Below are 17,583 nucleotides of genomic sequence, written 5' to 3'. Positions count from 1 at the left end.
CAACCGGTCACCCTAGGGTCGGGGCCGTCTCACCGTCGTGGGTCCCAGGGCCCAACCCGGGGCCCATACAAGCGGGTTGGCTCGGCTACGCGAACGGCTGCCGGGCGCCCCCGGTGAAGGGGCGCCCGGCAGCCGGGTGCGGAGCGGGGTGTGTCAGTCGGTGAGGTTCACCGAGCGGGCCGAGGAGGCGCCGATCTCGTCGGCGATCTCGGTCAGCACCGCCTGCGGGACGGTCTCGTCGACGGTGAGGACGACCAGGGCCTCGCCGCCCTCCGCCGCGCGCGAGACCTGCATGCCCGCGATGTTGAGCCCGGCCTCGCCGAGGATCTTGCCGACCGCGCCGACCACACCGGGCCGGTCCTGGTAGCGCAGGACGACCATGTGGTCGGCGAGCGCCAGGTCCACGTCGTGCTCGCCGATGGCGACGATCTTCTGGAGGTTCTTCGGGCCCGCCAGCGTGCCGGAGACCGCGACCTCCTCGCCGCTCGCGAGCGTGCCGCGCACGGTGACCACGTTGCGGTGGTCGGGCGACTCGGAGCTGGTGGTGAGGCGGACCTCGACCCCGCGCTCCTGGGCGAAGAGCGGGGCGTTGACGTAGGAGACGGTCTCGTCGACGACGTCCTCGAAGACACCCTTGAGCGCCGAGAGCTCCAGCACCTTGACGTCGTGCTGGGTGATCTCGCCGTACACCTCGACGTCGAGCCGGGCCGCGACCTCGCCCGCGAGCGCGGTGAAGATCCGGCCGAGCTTCTCGGCGAGCGGCAGACCGGGGCGTACGTCCTCGGCGATGACGCCGCCCTGGACGTTGACCGCGTCCGGGACCAGCTCACCGGCGAGGGCGAGGCGGACGGACTTGGCGACCGCGATGCCCGCCTTCTCCTGGGCCTCGTCGGTGGAGGCGCCGAGGTGCGGGGTGCAGACGACCTGGTCGAACTGGAAGAGCGGGGAGTCCGTGCAGGGCTCCTTGGCGTACACATCGAGCCCGGCGCCCGCGACGCGGCCCTCCTTGAGGGCGGAGTACAGCGCCTCCTCGTCCACGATGCCGCCGCGCGCGGCGTTGACGATGCGGACCGAGGGCTTCACCTTGTGCAGCGCCTCGTCCCCGATGAGACCGAGGGTCTCGGGCGTCTTCGGCAGGTGCACGGTGATGAAGTCGGCGACCTCCAGCAGCTCGTCCAGGCTGAGGAGCTTGACGCCCATCTGCGCGGCGCGGGCGGGCTGGACGTAGGGGTCGTAGGCGACGATCTTCATGCCGAAGGCCGACATGCGCTGGGCGACCAGGACGCCGATGCGGCCGAGGCCGACGACGCCGAGGACCTTCTCGCTGAGCTCGACCCCGGTGTACTTGGAGCGCTTCCACTCGCCGTTCTTCAGGGCGGTGTTGGCCTGCGGGATGTTGCGCGCGGTGGCGACCAGCAGACCGCAGGCCAGCTCGGCGGCGGTCACGATGTTGGAGGTCGGGGCGTTGACGACCATCACACCGGCCTTGGTGGCGGCGGAGACGTCCACGTTGTCCAGACCGACACCGGCCCGGGCCACGACCCGGAGCTTCTTCGCGGCGGCGATGGCCTCGGCGTCGACCTTCGTGGCGGAACGCACCAGGATGGCGTCGACATCGGCGATCGCGGGGAGCAGCTCGGCGCGGTCCGCGCCGTTGCAGTGCCGGATCTCGAAATCCGGACCCAGAGCGTCGACCGTGGCGGGCGACAGCTCTTCAGCGATGAGTACGACAGGCTTCGAGCTCACGTGAGTCCTCACAAGTCCAGTGCGGACGGCCGTCCCGACGGCCGCAGGCGGTGGAGGGGCTAGCCGCGTGGTAGACGCACGACACTGTGGGCCCTGACGCGTGTATGTGTTGAGAAGTGTAGTGGTGCGGAGGGCCTTGTACTGCGCCCCGGTGGAAGGATCACCCGCATGAGGGTGGACGGGGTGTACACCCGTACGGAACGCCTCGTTCCGGTGATCCTCCGGTGATGTGGGGCGGGGCGGGCCCTGCCGGACCCGCCCCGCTCCCCCGAGGACCTACGCCTCTTCGTCGTTCACCCAGCTCATGAGCTTGCGCAGCTCACGGCCCGTGGTCTCCAGCAGGTGGTCGCTGTCGGCCTTCTTGTACTCGTTGTACTTGGGCAGGCCGTTGTGGTACTCGGCCATCCAGTTCTTGGCGAAGGTGCCGTCCTGGATCTCGGCGAGGACCTTCTTCATCTCGGCCTTGGTGGCGTCGGTGATGATCCGCGGGCCGGTGACGTAGTCGCCCCACTCGGCGGTCTCCGAGATGGACCAGCGCATCTTCTCCAGGCCGCCCTCGTACATGAGGTCGACGATGAGCTTCAGCTCGTGCAGGCACTCGAAGTACGCGATCTCGGGCTGGTAGCCCGCCTCGGTCAGCGTCTCGAAACCGGCCTTGACCAGGGCGGCGGTGCCACCGCAGAGGACGGCCTGCTCACCGAAGAGGTCGGTCTCGGTCTCCTCGGTGAAGGTGGTCTTGATGACGCCGGCGCGCGTGCCGCCGATGCCCTTGGCGTACGACAGGGCCAGCTCCAGGCCCTTGCCCGAGGCGTCCTGCTCGACGGCCACGATGCAGGGGACGCCGCGGCCCTCCTCGTACTGGCGGCGGACCAGGTGGCCGGGGCCCTTGGGGGCGACCATGCACACGTCGACGTTGGCCGGGGGCTTGATGAAGCCGAACCGGATGTTCAGGCCGTGGCCGAAGAACAGCGCGTCGCCGTCCTTGAGGTTGTCCTTGACGGACTCCTCGTAGACCTGGGCCTGGATCGGGTCCGGGACGAGGATCATGATGACGTCGGCCTCGGCGGCGGCCTCGGACGGGGTCACCACGCGCAGGCCCTGCTCCTCGGCCTTGGCCTTGGACTTCGAGCCCTCGTGCAGACCGACGCGGACGTCGACGCCGGAGTCACGGAGCGACAGCGCGTGGGCGTGGCCCTGGCTGCCGTAACCGAGAACCGCGACCTTGCGGCCCTGGATGATGGACAGGTCGGCATCGTCGTCGTAGAACAGCTCGGCCACTGGGTCTTCTCCTTGGTGTGCAGGTGTTGCGTCCCACCGTACGGCGGGGGCGTCGGGATACGTGATCGGGTCTCGCCATACGAGCGGCGCGGGCGGGCGCCGCTCGCGTACCGGCTAGGCCGAGCGGTCGAGGGCGCGCAGGGACCGGTCGGTGATGGAGCGCGAGCCTCGCCCTATGGCGATGGTGCCGGACTGGACGAGCTCCTTGATGCCGTACTGCTCCAGCATCTTGAGCATCGCCTCCAGCTTGTCGGCCCCTCCGGTCGCCTCGATCGTGACGGCCTCCGGGGAGACGTCGACGGTCTTGGCGCGGAACAGCTGGACGATCTCGACGATCTGGGAGCGGGTCTCGCTGTCGGCGCGGACCTTCACCAGGACGAGCTCCCGCTGGATCGCGGCGGCGGGCTCGAGTTCGACGATCTTCAGGACGTTGACCAGCTTGTTGAGCTGCTTGGTCACCTGCTCCAGGGGCAGGTCCTCGACATTCACGACGATGGTGATGCGGGAGATGTCGGGGTGTTCGGTGGTGCCGACGGCGAGCGAGTCGATGTTGAAGCCGCGTCGGGAGAACAGGGCGGTGATCCGGGCGAGGACACCGGGCTTGTTCTCGACCAGGACGGAGAGCGTGTGCTTTTCGGACATGGGAGTCGGTCTCTCTCTGTCTCTCAGTCGTCTTCGTTGTCGCCGAAGTCGGGGCGGACGCCGCGTGCGGCCTGGACCTCGTCGTTGGAGGTGCCCGCGGCGACCATCGGCCAGACCATGGCGTCCTCGTGGACGATGAAGTCGATCACGACGGGGCGGTCGTTGATGGAGTTGGCCTCTTCGATGACCTTGTCCAGGTCGGCCGGGTCCTCGCAGCGGATGGCGTGGCAGCCCATGGCCTCGGAGAGCTTGACGAAGTCCGGGACGCGGGTGCCCTTGTTGGGGGCGCCGTCGGAGCCGGGGCCGGCGTGCAGGACGGTGTTGGAGTAGCGCTGGTTGTAGAAGAGGGTCTGCCACTGGCGGACCATCCCGAGGGCACCGTTGTTGATGATGGCGACCTTGATCGGGATGTTGTTGAGCGCGCAGGTGGTCAGTTCCTGGTTGGTCATCTGGAAGCAGCCGTCGCCGTCGATGGCCCAGACCGTGCGGTCGGGCATCCCGGCCTTGGCGCCCATGGCGGCCGGGACCGCGTACCCCATCGTTCCGGCGCCGCCGCTGTTGAGCCAGGTGGCGGGCTGCTCGTAGTCGATGAAGTGGGAGGCCCACATCTGGTGCTGGCCGACGCCCGCCGCGAAGATCGTGCCCTCGGGGGCGAGCTTGCCGATGCGCTGGATGACCTGCTGCGGGGAGAGGCTGCCGTCCTCGGGCAGGTCGTAGCCGAGCGGGTAGGTGTCGCGCCAGCGGTTGAGGTCCTTCCACCACGCGGTGTAGTCGCCGGTGTGGCCCTCGGTGTGCTCGGCCTGGACGGCCTGGACCAGGTCGGCCAGGACCTCGCGGGCGTCGCCCACGATCGGGACGTCGGCGGTGCGGTTCTTGCCGATCTCGGCGGGGTCGATGTCGGCGTGGACGATCTTGGCGTACGGGGCGAAGCTGTCCAGCTTGCCGGTGACGCGGTCGTCGAAGCGGGCTCCGAGGGCGACGATCAGGTCGGCCTTCTGGAGTGCGGTGACGGCGGTGACCGCACCGTGCATACCGGGCATTCCCACGTGCAGCGGGTGGCTGTCGGGGAAGGCGCCGAGCGCCATCAGGGTGGTGGTGACGGGCGCTCCGGTGAGCTCCGCGAGGACCTTCAGCTCGGCGGTGGCCCCGGCCTTGATGACGCCGCCGCCGACGTACAGCACGGGGCGCTTGGCCTGGGTGATCAGCTTGGCGGCCTCGCGGATCTGCTTGGCGTGCGGCTTGGTGACGGGCCGGTAGCCGGGCAGGTCCTGGGTGGGCGGCCAGCTGAAGGTGGTCTTCGCCTGGAGGGCGTCCTTGGCGATGTCGACGAGGACGGGGCCCGGGCGGCCGGTGGCAGCGATGTGGAACGCCTCGGCGATGGTGTGCGGGATGTCCTCGGCCTTGGTGACCAGGAAGTTGTGCTTGGTGATCGGCATCGTGATGCCGCAGATGTCGGCTTCCTGGAAGGCGTCGGTGCCGATCGCCTTGGAGGCGACCTGGCCGGTGATCGCGACGAGCGGCACGGAGTCCATGTGCGCGTCGGCGATCGGGGTGACCAGGTTGGTGGCGCCGGGTCCCGAGGTGGCCATGCAGACGCCGACCTTGCCGGTGGCCTGCGCGTACCCGGTGGCGGCGTGGCCGGCGCCCTGCTCGTGGCGGACCAGGACGTGACGGACCCGGGTGGAGTCCATCATCGGGTCGTAGGCGGGGAGGATCGCGCCGCCGGGGATGCCGAATACCGTGTCGGCGCCGACTTCCTCGAGAGAGCGGATGAGGGACTGCGCGCCCGTGACGTGTTCGACGGTGACGGACGGCTGTCCGCCGTTACGGGCGCGCGGCTGCGGGTGGTGGGCCCCGGTGGCCTGCTCGGTCATCGGCATTCTCTTCTCGAAGCTGAGGGTGTTCGCGGGTGGTGTGTCGCGGGTGGTTTGCAGCGTTTTGAGAGGTGTCAGTGCAACAAAAAACCCCTCGTGCCGTGAGGCAAGCGAGGGGAGCGCGCCGGGTGCGGTCCGCAGAGTGTCGTGGAGTGACTCTGCTTCAGCCGACGCGCTTTCCAAGTACGAGAATTCGGGTGCGCATGGCATTGACCCTCTCTCCGGCACGCATGGCGTGTCAAGTGGGTGGGACGGGCGTCTCAGCATGTGATCCGGTGAGCAGGGGGATCGAGCCGCCCGCCATCACCGTACGGGGGCCGGGGACGCCCGGCACGGGGAACTGGCCGCGCACCAGGGCGCGGCGCAGCCGGTACTCGTCGAGCGGGCCGGAGAAGGCCATTCCCTGGCCGTGGGTGCAGCCCATGGAGCGCAGCGCGAGGACCTGCTCGGGGACGTCGACCCCGTCGGCGACGGACTGGAGGCCGAGGTCGCAGGCGATCCGCAGCAGCCCGCTGGTGATCTTGTGCAGCCTGGCCGATTCGACCACCCCCTCGACCAGGTTCCGGTCGAGTTTGAGTACGTCGATGGGGAGGCGGCGCAGCGCGTTGATGGCGGCGAATCCGCTGCCGAAGCCGTCGAGCGCGATCCGGACGCCGAGGCGGCGCAGGGCCACGAGGCGCTGCTCCAGCTCGTCGAAGGAGATCCGGGGGTCGCTGTCGGCGACCTCGATCATCAGGGCCCCCGAGGGCAGCCCGTGCCGGGTCAGCAGGGCCTCGATGGAGCCGAAGGGCAGGGCCTTGTCCAGCAGCCGGGTGGCGGAGAGCCGTACGGAGACGGCGACGGGGTGCCCGGCCCTGGCCCGGTCGGCGGCCTGTTTGACGGCCTCCTCCAGGAGCCAGCGGCCGAGCTCGGCGGTGCGGTCGTCGTCGCCGGTGACCCGGAGGAACTCGGCGGGGGTGAACAGGATGCCCTGGGTGGAGCGCCACCGGGCCTGGGCGGCGACGGCGGCGACGGAGCCGCTGGCGAGGTGGACGACGGGCTGGTGGAGCAGGGCGAACTCGCCCTCGCGCAGGGCCGTGCGCAGCCGGGTGGCGAGCTCGGAGCGGCGTACGACGTCGGCCTGCATCTGGGGGGCGTACAGCTCGACGCGGTCCTTGCCGCCGGCCTTGGCCCGGTACATCGCGAGGTCCGCGTTGCGCATGAGGTCGGTGGGGGTGATGCCGGGCTCGGCGAAGGCGACGCCGATGGAGGCGGCCACCCGGACCTCGCTGGCGCCGATCCGGTAGGGCTGGGAGAGGGTGAGGCGGAGCCGGTCGGCGATCTCGTGCACCTGGTACTCCCGGGCGCCCTGGTCGCGGGTGCCGTCGCCCATGATGAGGGCGGCGAACTCGTCGCCGCCGAGCCGCGCCGCCGTGTCCCCGGCCCGGACGGACTCCTGGAGGCGGCGGGCGGCCTGGATGAGGAGCTCGTCGCCCGCCTGGTGGCCGATGGTGTCGTTGACCGCCTTGAAGCCGTCGAGGTCGATGAAGAGCACGGCGGTGCCGGAGTCCCCGGTCCGGCGGCCGGTGAGCGCCTGGCGGACCCGGCGGGTGAACAGGGCCCGGTTGGGCAGGTCGGTGAGCGGGTCGTGCTCGGCGTTGTGCTGCAACTGGGCCTGGAGCCGTACCCGTTCGGTGACGTCCCGGCTGTTGAGCAGCAGCCCGCCCTGGTGCCGGTTGACGGTGGACTCGGCGTGCAGCCAGTCGCCGGTGCCGGAGCGGAAGCGGCACTCGATGCGGGTGGTGGGCTGTTCGTGCGGTGGTGCGGCGAGGAAGCGCCGCACCTCGTGGACGACCCGGCCGAGGTCGTCGGGGTGGATGATCGAGGAGAGCTCGGAGCCGACGAGATCCTCCGCGTCGCGCCCGTAGACCCCGGCGGCGGCGGGGCTGACGTAGCGCAGGGTGCCGCTGGGCGCGGCGATCATGATGACGTCGCTGGAGCCCTGCACCAGGGAGCGGAAGTGGTTCTCCTTCTGGGCCAGTTCCTGGGTGAGGGAGATGTTGTCGAGCAGCATGATGCCCTGCCGGACGACCAGGGCGAGGACGACCGTACAGCCGGTGAGGACGACGACCCGGTCCACCCGGCGGCCCTCGACCACGTTGTACAGGATGCCCAGCGTGCAGACGGCGGCGGCGAGATACGGGGTCAGCGCGGCCAGCGACCCGGCGATCGGGCGGCTGGTGGTGCGCGGGGGCGCGGGGCGGTCGGCGCCGGGCGCCCGGCGTACGCCCCAGGGGGCGTAGGCGAGGAGCAGCGAACCGGCGAACCACCCGGCGTCGAGCAACTGGCCCGAGTGGTAGGTGGAGCGCAGCAGCGGCGAGGTGAACACCGCGTCGCTCAGGACGGTCAGCGCCAGGGCGGCGATGGCGGTGTTCACGGCGGAGCGGTTGGCCCCGGAGCGGCGGAAGTGCAGCGCGAGCACCATGGAGACGAGCACGATGTCGAGCAGCGGATAGGCCAGCGAGAGCGCCGCCGGACCCACGCTGGCCTCCTCGACGCCCGCCATGTGCGCGGTGTGCGCGAGGGCGAGGCTCCAGGCGAGGGTCAGCAGGGAGCCGCCGATCAGCCAGGCGTCCAGGGCCAGGCAGACCCATCCGGCCCGGGTGACGGGGCGTTTGGCGAGGACGAGCAGCCCGACGATGGCGGGTGGCGCGAAGCAGAGGAAGAAGGCGTCGGCCAGCGACGGGGTGGGCACGGGGACGCCGAGCACCACCTCGTACCACCCCCAGACGGCGTTCCCGCAGGCCGCCATGAGGGAGGAGACCGAGAACAGCAGCCAGGCCGGGCGGAGCCGGCCGGGGCTCACCCGGGCGTAGAGGAAGCAGGAGACGGCGGCCACCAGCGCAGCGGCGGCGAGGCCGAAGTCCCCCATGAAGCGGGCCAGTTCCGGTGAGCCCCAGCCGACGGCCGCGCCGACGGAGTACGCGGCGCAGACGACGCCGAGCAGAATCCGGGACCGCAGCCCCGTGGAGCCGGTGGCGGTGCGGGGCGAGAGCCAGGCCCCCAGCACGCTCACCGGAGGGCTCCCCGCCCCGGCCCGGCAAGGCCCGGACGCCCCGGCGCGGGCCGGCCGGTCCGTGCCGTCCGCCGCCGTCCGCCGCGCGCCGGGGCAACTGCCGGTGCCCGGACGGGTCCCGGCCGTCGCCCCGGGTGGAATTCCGGCCACCGGAGGGCGCCGCACCCGGGCAGCGCCGATGACCGCCGCACTCCGTCCCGCCGACTCGGATCGTCTCTCCATGGCCAGCACATCGCCCGTCGCCCCCTCGCGTTCCGATGCTCCCCCCGCGCCGCCCCTTCCACGGCGCAGCACCCCGGTGCGGACGATACACCAGGTTCGTCACTCAGGGCCATAGCTTCTCTACGCTCCGTGACGAAATACGAGGTGGGCGGCGCTAAGCGCATGCGGATCATGCCCCTGCGCGACCGCCGGAACTCCTCACCCGGCGGTCCCGGGCCCCTCAGCCGGTGGTGCTGACGACGTTCACCACCGGCTCCCCCGCGACGAAGCGGGTGAGCTGCGAGGCGATCAGCCGCTTGGCGCGCGGCTCGAACGCCGAGGTGCTGCCGCCCACATGAGGCGTGATCAAGACATTCGGAGCATGCCAGAGAGGATGGCCGGAGGGCAGCGGTTCCGGGTCGGTGACGTCGAGTGCCGCCCGCAGCCGTCCGGATTCCAGTTCGGCCAGCAGGGCCTTGGTGTCCACCACCCCGCCCCGGGCGACGTTGACGAGGAGGGCGCCGTCCGGCATCGCGGCGAGGAACTCCGCGCCCACCAGCCCCTGCGTGGAGGCGTTCAGCGGGGTGGAGAGGACGACCACGTCGGCCTCGGGCAGCAGGGCGGGCAGATCGTCGAGCGTGTGTACGGGGCCGCGCTCGGTGGTCCGGGCGGAGCGCGCGACGCGCACCACCCGCGCGCACTCGAAGGCCGCGAGCCGGTCCTCGATGGCCGAGCCGATGGAGCCGTACCCCACGATGAGCACGGACTTGTCGGCGAGCGCCGGGTAGAACCCGGAGCGCCACTCCTCCTTGTCCTGGCCGTGCACGAAGCCGGGGAACCCGCGCAGGGAGGCCAGGATCAGGGCGAGCGCCAGCTCGGCGGTGGACGCCTCGTGCACCCCCTTGGCGTTGCACAGGCGTACACCGGCGGGCAGCAGCCCGAGCCCCGGCTCCACGTGGTCGATGCCCGCCGAGAGCGTCTGCACCACCTGGACGGCGCTCATGGCCGCCATCGGCCGTACGGCGATCTCGGAACCCTTCATGTACGGAACGACGTAGTACACGCAGTGCGCGGGGTCGCCCGGGAACTCCGGGCCGCCGTCCCAGAAGAGGTAGTCAAGGCCCTCGGGAAGCCCGTCGATCTCGTCGGCCGCAAAGGGCAGCCACACATCGGCGTTCGTCGCGCCGGCAGTCGTCGCAGTCATGGTCAGGAGGCTATGCGACGGGTGTGCGAGCGCTCCAGGACGGCTGATCGCGGACGTGGCCCGGGCAGAGGTTAGTTTGGGGGGCGGTGCGGCCCCGTGACCGCGGGAACGAGGAAAGGCCAGGGGAGTTGGAGCGCAGGACTATCGGGGCGGCGGGGCTCGCCGTGGGCGCGGTCGGCCTGGGCTGTATGCCGATGAGCTGGGGCTACAGCGCATCGCAGCAGCTCGGTGACCGTTCGCTGCGTACGGTGCACGCGGCGCTCGATGCGGGTGTCCGGCTGCTCGACACGGCGGACATGTACGGGCCGTTCACCAATGAGCTGCTGGTGGGGCGGGCGCTGAAGGGGCGGCGCTCCGAGGCGTTCCTCTCCACCAAGTGCGGGCTGCTGGTGGGTGATCAGCACATCGTCTCCAACGGCCGCCCCGGGTACGTACGACGGGCCTGCGACGCCTCGCTGCGGCGGCTCCAGACCGATGTGATCGACCTCTACCAGCTGCACCGGGCCGACCCCGAGGTGCCGGTGGAGGAGACCTGGGGTGCGATGGCGGAGCTGGTGACGGCGGGCAAGGTGCGTTCGCTGGGGCTCTGCGCGGTGGGGGCGCGCGCCCCGCGCCGGTCCGGGGCCGGGCCGCATGCGGGAACGATCCGGCAGCTGGAGCGGGTCCAGCAGGTCTTCCCGGTCAGCGCGGTGGAGGCGGAGCTGTCGGTGTGGTCGCCGGAGGCCCTGGAGGAGCTGCTGCCCTGGTGCGCGGCGCGCGGGGTGGGGGTGCTCGCCGCGATGCCCCTGGGCAGCGGCTATCTGACCGGAACGCTGAAGCCGGGGCAGGGGTTCGAGCCCGAGGACCTGCGGGCCCGGCACCCCCGGTTCACGGCCGAGATGATGGCGGCGAACCAGCCGGTGGTGGCCGGTCTGCGGCGGATCGCGGAGCGGCGCGGGGCGAGCGTGGCGCAGGTGGCGCTGGCATGGGTGCTGCGGCAGGGGCCGCACGTGGTGGCGGTGCCGGGGACGAAGCGGGAGCGCTGGGCGGTGGAGAACGCGCGCGCCGCCGAGGTGGAGCTCGACGCGGCGGACCTGGCGGAGATCGCCGCGCTGCCCCGGGCACGCGGGTCCTGGGACTGAGGCCGCGCGCCCGGCGGGTGGCGGCGGGAGAATGGGCCGGACCGGGAACTCCGGGCGCCGCCGTGAGGTAGGAACAGGTAGCAGGTGGTACGGGCAGAGTTCAGGCAGCCGTCGAAAGGATCGGTCCAGTGCGCGGTGCTGTGTTCGGAGCTGTTCAGTCCCCCGAGGTGCGCAGGAGGTGCGGAGCCGTTCGGTCCGCCGCGGTGCGCAGGGGGGTGGTGGCCGCGCTGGCGACGGCCTCGCTGCTCCTGTCCGCCGCGTGTTCCCCGGGCGGGACGGAGGGCTCCCCCTCCGGTACGGGCACCGCCTCACCGACCGCCCCGCAGGGCTCCGGCTCCCCCTCCCCCGGCGCATCGGCCGATCTGCCGCCCGCCAAGGGCTCGGTGAAGGTCGTCTCGACGCTGGCCGAGGGGCTGAAGTCGCCGTGGGGGCTGGCCGCGCTGCCCGGCGGTGATCTGCTGGTCGCCTCGCGCGACGAGGGGACGGTCCACCGGATCGACGGCGAGAGCGGGAAGCAGACACTGCTGGGCTCGGTGCCCGGGGTCTCCCCGGCGGGCGAGGGCGGTCTGCTGGGGCTCGCGGTCCCCTCGACGTTCGCCGCCGACGGGTGGGTGTACGCCTACTTCACCACCACGTCCGACAACCGGATCGTCCGGATGAGCTACGACGAGAAGCGCCCGGAGGGGCAGCAGCTGGGCGCCCCGGACACCGTCCTGCGCGGTATCCCCAAGGGGAACATCCACAACGGCGGCCGGATCGCGTTCGGCCCGGACAAGATGCTGTACGCGGGCACGGGCGAGATCGGGGACACCGGGCTGGCGCAGGACAAGGAGTCGCTGGCGGGCAAGATCCTGCGGATGACCCCGGACGGGGAGCCGGTGCACGGCAACCCGGAGGCGGACTCGGTGGTGTATTCGTACGGGCACCGCAATGTGCAGGGGCTGGCCTGGGACGACCGGAAGCGGCTGTGGGCGGCCGAGTTCGGCCAGAACACCTGGGACGAGCTGAACCTGATCGAGCCCGGCGGCAACTACGGGTGGCCCGAGGCGGAGGGCAAGGAGGGCGAGGACGGGTTCATCGACCCGGTGGCGCAGTGGCAGACCTCCGAGGCGTCGCCCAGCGGTATCGCGTATGCCGGGGGCTCGATCTGGATGGCGGGGCTGCGCGGCGAACGGCTCTGGCGCGTTCCGCTCTCCGGCGACGCGGACCGGGAACCTCTGGCCGACCCCCAGGCGTTCCTGGAGGAGGAGCACGGCCGGCTGCGTACGGTGGTGAGCGCGGGCGGCGACCGGCTCTGGCTGGTCACCAGCAATACGGACGGCCGGGGAGAGCCGAAGCCGGGGGACGACCGGGTCCTGCTGGTCGAAGTGGAGTAGCCGGACACCCCGGACCGCACCGTCCGCGCGGTATGTCGGAGGGAGCACGACCGTGTTCAACTTCTTCGAGGAGCTCTTCGCCCCGGGGCGCAAGCACGCGACCGACGAGCGGAAGCGGCTGGAGCTGAGCCGGGTGGACGTCACCGCCGGTGACCCGGGCCACGGGCCGATAGACCTGACCTCCGGCAAGGTGACCGTCCGCGCGCCCGGGGCGGGGACGGCGCCGGGGGCGGGACCTGGCCGGGGACCGTGAGGGCGAGGCAGGTCCCCCGCAGATGCGGAAAGCGCCGCTGGAGTGATCAACTCGAAGCGCTTCCGGTGGAGGCGGTCGCCGAGATACCAGGGGCCATCCTGCGGCCAGAGCGGGAGAAGTGCATCAGCGGCGGCGCCTTCGTCACCTGTTCGGGTATCACGAGCTGCGAATATCTGACAGCTAGTGAGCTCTTCCGTACGCTCGGTACTCAATCATTGGACTCAATCATTGGAGTGGAGGGAGACGTATGGACGGCGAAGTGGCCGGGCTGGTGGACGGAGGCGTCGCAGCGCTGAGCGGGCTGTTGCTGACGGACATGTACGAGTGCGTCGTGCGTCCGAGGGTTGCGGCGCTGCTCAGAGGCGGGCGATCGTCGGTGCAGTTGCCGGACATCGAGGACTTCGATCGACTCCGCCATGAACTGTCCGGCGCGATTGCGCGGGGAGATGCGAGGAAGCAGCGTGTGCTCGCACGTGAACTGAGGGGCTACGTGCGCAGCCTGATCGATGCCGATCCTGTGGCTGTCGCGGAGTTGCTCTCTTCCGTGCGCCACGCGCCGGAGACGGAACCTGACGGGCGTTCGGCCAGCGTCTCCCTGGTCAACAACACCATCATCGGCCCCGTGTTGGGCTCGGGCGTTCAGCACAATTCGCTCTAGTCGGAGGTGGAGGCGTTGAACGACCGGCACGAGTCCAACAGTGTGCGCGACAGCACCATCATCGGCCCTGTTCAGGTCGCGGGAAGCCAGGTCAACAACTTCATCGGGCAGGGGCTGGCTCCCTCCGCCCACGACCTGCTCCGTGACCGCGAACTCATCGCCCAGGCCACGTACTGGCAGATGAAAAGGGATCTGCTTCTCTGGATCTGGAAAGCCTTCGTCGCCGCCGAATTCGCTGGAACAGCCATCAGTATCCTGGTGATGCGGGAAATCGGTCTCGTGGCCTACTTACTGCGTGGGAATCTGCACTGGCTCGTCCTGGCAGCGGCTCTCGGATGGCTCGGCGATGCCTTGTTCTTCTGGGCCAGGCACCGTCTGGAGTCCCAGGACAATCCCTTGCTCACGAGTGGTGCCCCCGTGCTCCTGCACGATGTCCTGCCTCGACTCATGTTGGTGATCGGCGGCGTGGCACTCTATCTGTTCGCCCCCCATCTCTCTCCGTGATGGCGCACACGCGCCAGGGAGAATCGCGGGCGGGGCCGAGAAGGGAACCGGCTCTCACCCCGTCTCGCGACGGCCTGGCTGGGGCCAGGACTCGCCAGTGTGGCAGCCGGTCCGTGACCCCAAGCTTGCGAGCACCCGGGGCCCGCACAATGTATCCGGCCTTCCACCCCAAGGGCCCGGAAATTTCCCGGTACGGCAGCTATGGGCGTTGGCCTGACACAGAACAACGAGCGACACTTCGGAGTGGAGCCAAAAGCCTTCGCCCAAGTGGCTTAGGCGTTCGAGGTGTTGGCGCACGCATTCACCTACGCCTTGGCCTGCCCGCTGACAGCGCAGATGGCGGCGAAAGCTCCGAGAAGCAGCAGAAGTCCTCCAATGACTTCTGGAACCGCCGGGACCGGGGGGCAAGCTGTGCCGACGGAGGCGCTGATGTCCGGGGGCTGCTGTGGCCCGGAGGTTACGGGGACGGGTAGAGGCGCAGGCGGTGGGCGAGGGCCGCCGCCTCGCCCCGGGTGGCGACCCCGAGCTTGGCCAGGATGTTGGAGACGTGCACGCTCGCGGTCTTCGGTGCGATGAACAGCTCCTCGGCGATCCTCCGGTTGGTGTGCCCGGCGGCGACCAGCCGGTGCACCTCCTGTTCGCGCGGGGTCAGCCCGAAGGACTCGGCGGCGGCGATCGCGGGCTCCGTCTCCTCCGCCGGGCGGGACGGGGGCCCGGCGGGGGCGACCAGGACCGCCGGGTGGATCTCCTCACCGGGACCGGCCGCCGCCAGGCCGATCCGGGCCCGCGCCGCCAGCTGTTCGGCCGCCTCGGCCAGGGGGCGGGCGCCGAGCCGGACGGCCGCCGTATGGGCCTCGCGCAGCAGGGCCGTCGCGGCAGACCGGTCCCCCGGCGCGACGAGCAGGGACTCGGCCCAGCGGAGACGCATCCGCGCCAGTTCGTACGGGCGGGACAGCGGGGCGAAGGCGGCCGCCGCGCGCGCCCAGTGGTCCGGGGTGTCGACGCCCTCCGCGCGGGCCAGTTCGGCGTCGATCGCCAGTCCGTGGGCGGCCCAGACGGGGACGAGCAGTGGCAGCCCCTTGGCGTGCCGCCGGATCAGGGCCAGCATCGCGGGCCGCCCCGGCTCGGTGGCGGGCAGCCCGCGCGCGTCGGCCTCGATCGCGGCGGCGGCCTGGAGCAGCGGCAGCGCGTACCGCTGGGTGCCGGGCGGGAAACCGCGGCGGGCCAGCTCCTCGAACGCCTGCCGCGCCTCGGCGGTCCGGCCCCGGGCCGCCGCCAGCAGCATGGCGTGCCGGACGGGGGTGATCTGGTGCTGGGGCTGCGGGTCGCGCAGCCCGAAGTTCCTGAGGGCGATCGCGAGTTGCTCCTCCGCCTCGGCCTGCTCCCCGCGGGCCACGGCCAGTTCGGCGCGGTGCACCGCGGCCAGGGCCCGGGTCTTGGGCGCGAGGGCCAGCCGCTCCGCGCAGGCCACGGCGGCCTCGCTCTGCTCCCAGAGGCCGAGCGAGAAGTAGGACTGGGCCTGGTTGGAGTACACCCAGGCGCCGGGGTCGGCCAGGCCGTGGGTGTGGCAGAGCTCGATGCCGTGGTCGGCGGCGGCCACCGCCTCCAGTGAGCGGCCCATCGCTTCGAGGGAGGAGGGCAGGTTGATGCTCGCCCGGCAGGCGAGGTGGATGACTTCGAGTTCGTCGGCGCGGTCCCGGACCGCGTACATCTCCGCGAGCCCGTCCTCGACGCCGCCCGCGTCGGCGACGAGCCAGCCCCGGGTGAGGCGGGCGTTCAGCTCGATGTACTCGTCACCGACCAGCCGGGCGTACTCCACCGCCCGGTCGCTGTCGGCGAGCGCCTGCGGGCCCGGCTCGTGCAGCGCCCGCCAGCCCGCCACCTGGGTGAGGACGTCGGCGTGCACGGCGGACGGCGGCAGTCCGCGCACCAGCTCCTGCGCGGTGGCCAGCTCCTCCCATCCGTCGCCCCGGTCGAGCCCCTGCATGAGCCGCGAGCGCTGGACCCAGAACCAGGCGGCGCGCAGCGGGTCGCCCTCGGCCTCCAGGGTCCGCAGGGCCTTCCTGGAGATGGCCAGGGAGCGTTGGAGGTCCCCGCTGAAGCGGGCGGCGACGGTGGCCTCGGCCAGCACGTCCAGAAGGCGCAGCGGGGTGTTCGCCGGGTCGGCGCCCGAGGCCGGGTAGACCTCCGCGAAGTCGAAGGGGCGCAGGGTGTCGCGTACCGCATCGGGCACGTCGTCCCACAGCTCCATCGCCCTTTCCAGGAGCCGCAGTTGCTCGGAGTAGGCGTAGCGGAGCCGGGCCTCCACGGAGGCGTGCAGCACGGCGGGCAGCGCCTTGGCCGGGTCGTGGGCGGCGTACCAGTAGCTGGCGAGGCGGGTGGCGCGCTCGTCGTCCCGGACCAGGGAGGGGTCGGCCTCCAGGGCTTCGGCGTACCGGCGGTTGACGCGGGTGCGCTCGCCCGGGAGCAGGTCGTCGCTGACGGCCTCGCGGACCAGGGAGTGCCGGAAGCGGTAGCCGTCGCTGTCGGGGGCGGGCCGCAGCAGGTGGGCGTCGACGGCCGCGCGCAGCGCCTCGTCGAGGTCGTCCTCGCCGAGCCCGGCGACGGCGGCCAGCAGTTCGTGCTCGACGTGGGAGCCGCCCTCGGCGACGACCCGGGTGACCCGCTGGGCGTGCTCGGGAAGCGCCTCGACCCGGACGAGCAGGAGATCGCGCAGGGACTCGGGGAGGCAGGAGCTGCCACCGGTGTCCCCCAGGCAGCAGGCCAGCTCCTCGACGAAGAAGGCGTTGCCGTCGGAGCGGTCGAAGATCTCGTCGACCACGACGGTCCCGGGCTCCATGGCGAGGATGGAGGTGAGCTGGCGGCGGACCTCGGCGTGGCTGAACCGGCCGAGTTCGATACGGGTGACGGTGCGCAGCCGGTCCAGCTCGGCGAGGAGCGGGCGCAGGGGGTGGCGGCGGTGGATGTCGTCGGAGCGGTAGGTGCCGATGACCAGGAGGCGGCCGCTGCGCAGGGTGCGGAAGAGGTAGGAGAGGAGGTGCCGGGTGGAGGCGTCCGCCCAGTGCAGGTCCTCCAGGACGAGGACGACCGGGCGGTCCGCGGAGACCCGCTCCAGCAGCCGGACGGTGAGCTCGAAGAGGCGGGTGGTGCTGTGCTCGTCGGTCTCGTCCCGGTGCGCCTCCCCCAGCTCGGGCAGGAGCCGGGCCAACTGGCCCTCCTGTCCGGCGCAGGCGGCGGCCATCTCCTCGGGGAGGGTGGTGCGCAGGGCGCGCAGGGCGGCGGGGAAGGGAGCGTACGGGAGCCCTTCGGCGCCGATCTCCACACAGCCGCCGACGGCCCCCACGGCATCGCGCCGGGCCGCCCGGCCGAGGAACTCCTCCACCAGACGGGTCTTGCCGACGCCCGCCTCACCGCCGATCAGCAGCGCCTGCGGTTCTCCCGCGGCGGCACGGGCGAGCGTTTCGGTGAGGACGCCGAGCTCTTCGGCGCGTCCGACGAAGCGGGGGCTCACTGACCTGGTCTCCACGGTCTGGAGCATCGCATACCGGCCCGCCCGGGCGGCACCGGTTTCCGCCGTGGTGATCATGGTCTCAGAGCCTCCCGGGACCCCCGGGGCCACCGGGACCGCCCCGGCCGAAGGGGTGGCCGGGGCGGTGGTGATGTCGGCCGCC

Annotated in this window: 12 protein-coding genes; 5 read left to right on the top strand and 7 right to left on the bottom strand. The window is 71.6% G+C overall.

Going from position 1 to position 17,583, the window contains the following annotated elements; all coding sequences use genetic code 11:
- Positions 1-153 precede the first annotated feature (153 nt).
- The 6 genes from B7C62_26655 to B7C62_26630 form a co-directional block, all read right to left on the bottom strand.
- Positions 154-1,746, bottom strand: coding sequence for a phosphoglycerate dehydrogenase (locus B7C62_26655; GenBank protein ID ARF75434.1), 1,593 nt, complete (start codon positions 1,744-1,746; stop codon positions 154-156).
- 276 nt (positions 1,747-2,022) lie between these two features.
- Positions 2,023-3,024, bottom strand: coding sequence for a ketol-acid reductoisomerase (locus tag B7C62_26650; GenBank protein ID ARF75433.1), 1,002 nt, complete (start codon positions 3,022-3,024; stop codon positions 2,023-2,025).
- A gap of 114 nt (positions 3,025-3,138) precedes the next feature.
- Complete coding sequence (locus B7C62_26645) at positions 3,139-3,666, bottom strand: acetolactate synthase small subunit (protein ARF75432.1); 528 nt, start codon at positions 3,664-3,666, stop codon at positions 3,139-3,141.
- Between the two features lie 23 nt (positions 3,667-3,689).
- Positions 3,690-5,546, bottom strand: a complete 1,857-nt coding sequence (locus tag B7C62_26640) for an acetolactate synthase large subunit (protein ARF75431.1) — start codon at positions 5,544-5,546, stop codon at positions 3,690-3,692.
- A gap of 232 nt (positions 5,547-5,778) precedes the next feature.
- Positions 5,779-8,595: a phosphodiesterase gene (locus tag B7C62_26635; GenBank protein ID ARF75430.1), complete on the bottom strand. Its 2,817-nt coding sequence runs from the start codon at positions 8,593-8,595 to the stop codon at positions 5,779-5,781.
- Between the two features lie 442 nt (positions 8,596-9,037).
- A complete protein-coding gene (locus B7C62_26630; GenBank protein ID ARF75429.1) occupies positions 9,038-10,000 on the bottom strand; it encodes a dihydrofolate reductase in 963 nt (320 codons plus the stop codon).
- Positions 10,001-10,164: 164 nt separating this feature from the next.
- Between B7C62_26630 and B7C62_26625 the strand changes: the two genes are divergently transcribed.
- The 5 genes from B7C62_26625 (at position 10,165) to B7C62_26605 (ending at position 13,912) form a co-directional block, all read left to right on the top strand.
- Positions 10,165-11,121, top strand: a complete 957-nt coding sequence (locus B7C62_26625; protein ARF75428.1) for an oxidoreductase — start codon at positions 10,165-10,167, stop codon at positions 11,119-11,121.
- Between the two features lie 128 nt (positions 11,122-11,249).
- Entirely contained in the window at positions 11,250-12,497 is a 1,248-nt protein-coding gene (locus B7C62_26620) for a glucose sorbosone dehydrogenase (protein ID ARF75427.1), read from the top strand.
- Positions 12,498-12,549: 52 nt separating this feature from the next.
- Entirely contained in the window at positions 12,550-12,750 is a 201-nt protein-coding gene (locus B7C62_26615) for a hypothetical protein (protein ARF75426.1), read from the top strand.
- Positions 12,751-12,997: 247 nt separating this feature from the next.
- Complete coding sequence (locus B7C62_26610; protein ID ARF75425.1) at positions 12,998-13,408, top strand: hypothetical protein; 411 nt, start codon at positions 12,998-13,000, stop codon at positions 13,406-13,408.
- Between the two features lie 6 nt (positions 13,409-13,414).
- Positions 13,415-13,912, top strand: a complete 498-nt coding sequence (locus tag B7C62_26605; GenBank protein ID ARF75424.1) for a hypothetical protein — start codon at positions 13,415-13,417, stop codon at positions 13,910-13,912.
- Between the two features lie 457 nt (positions 13,913-14,369).
- Here B7C62_26605 and B7C62_26600 read toward each other — a convergent pair whose 3' ends face one another.
- Positions 14,370-17,498 carry a hypothetical protein gene (locus tag B7C62_26600; protein ARF77387.1) on the bottom strand — a complete coding sequence of 1,043 codons (3,129 nt, stop codon included), beginning with the start codon at positions 17,496-17,498 and terminating at the stop codon, positions 14,370-14,372.
- Between the last annotated feature and the right edge of the window lie 85 nt (positions 17,499-17,583).

The sequence above is a fragment of the Kitasatospora albolonga genome, from assembly GCA_002082585.1.
In the GTDB taxonomy this organism is placed as follows: domain Bacteria; phylum Actinomycetota; class Actinomycetes; order Streptomycetales; family Streptomycetaceae; genus Streptomyces; species Streptomyces stephensoniae.
This window is presented reverse-complemented; position numbering and strand designations above follow the sequence as displayed.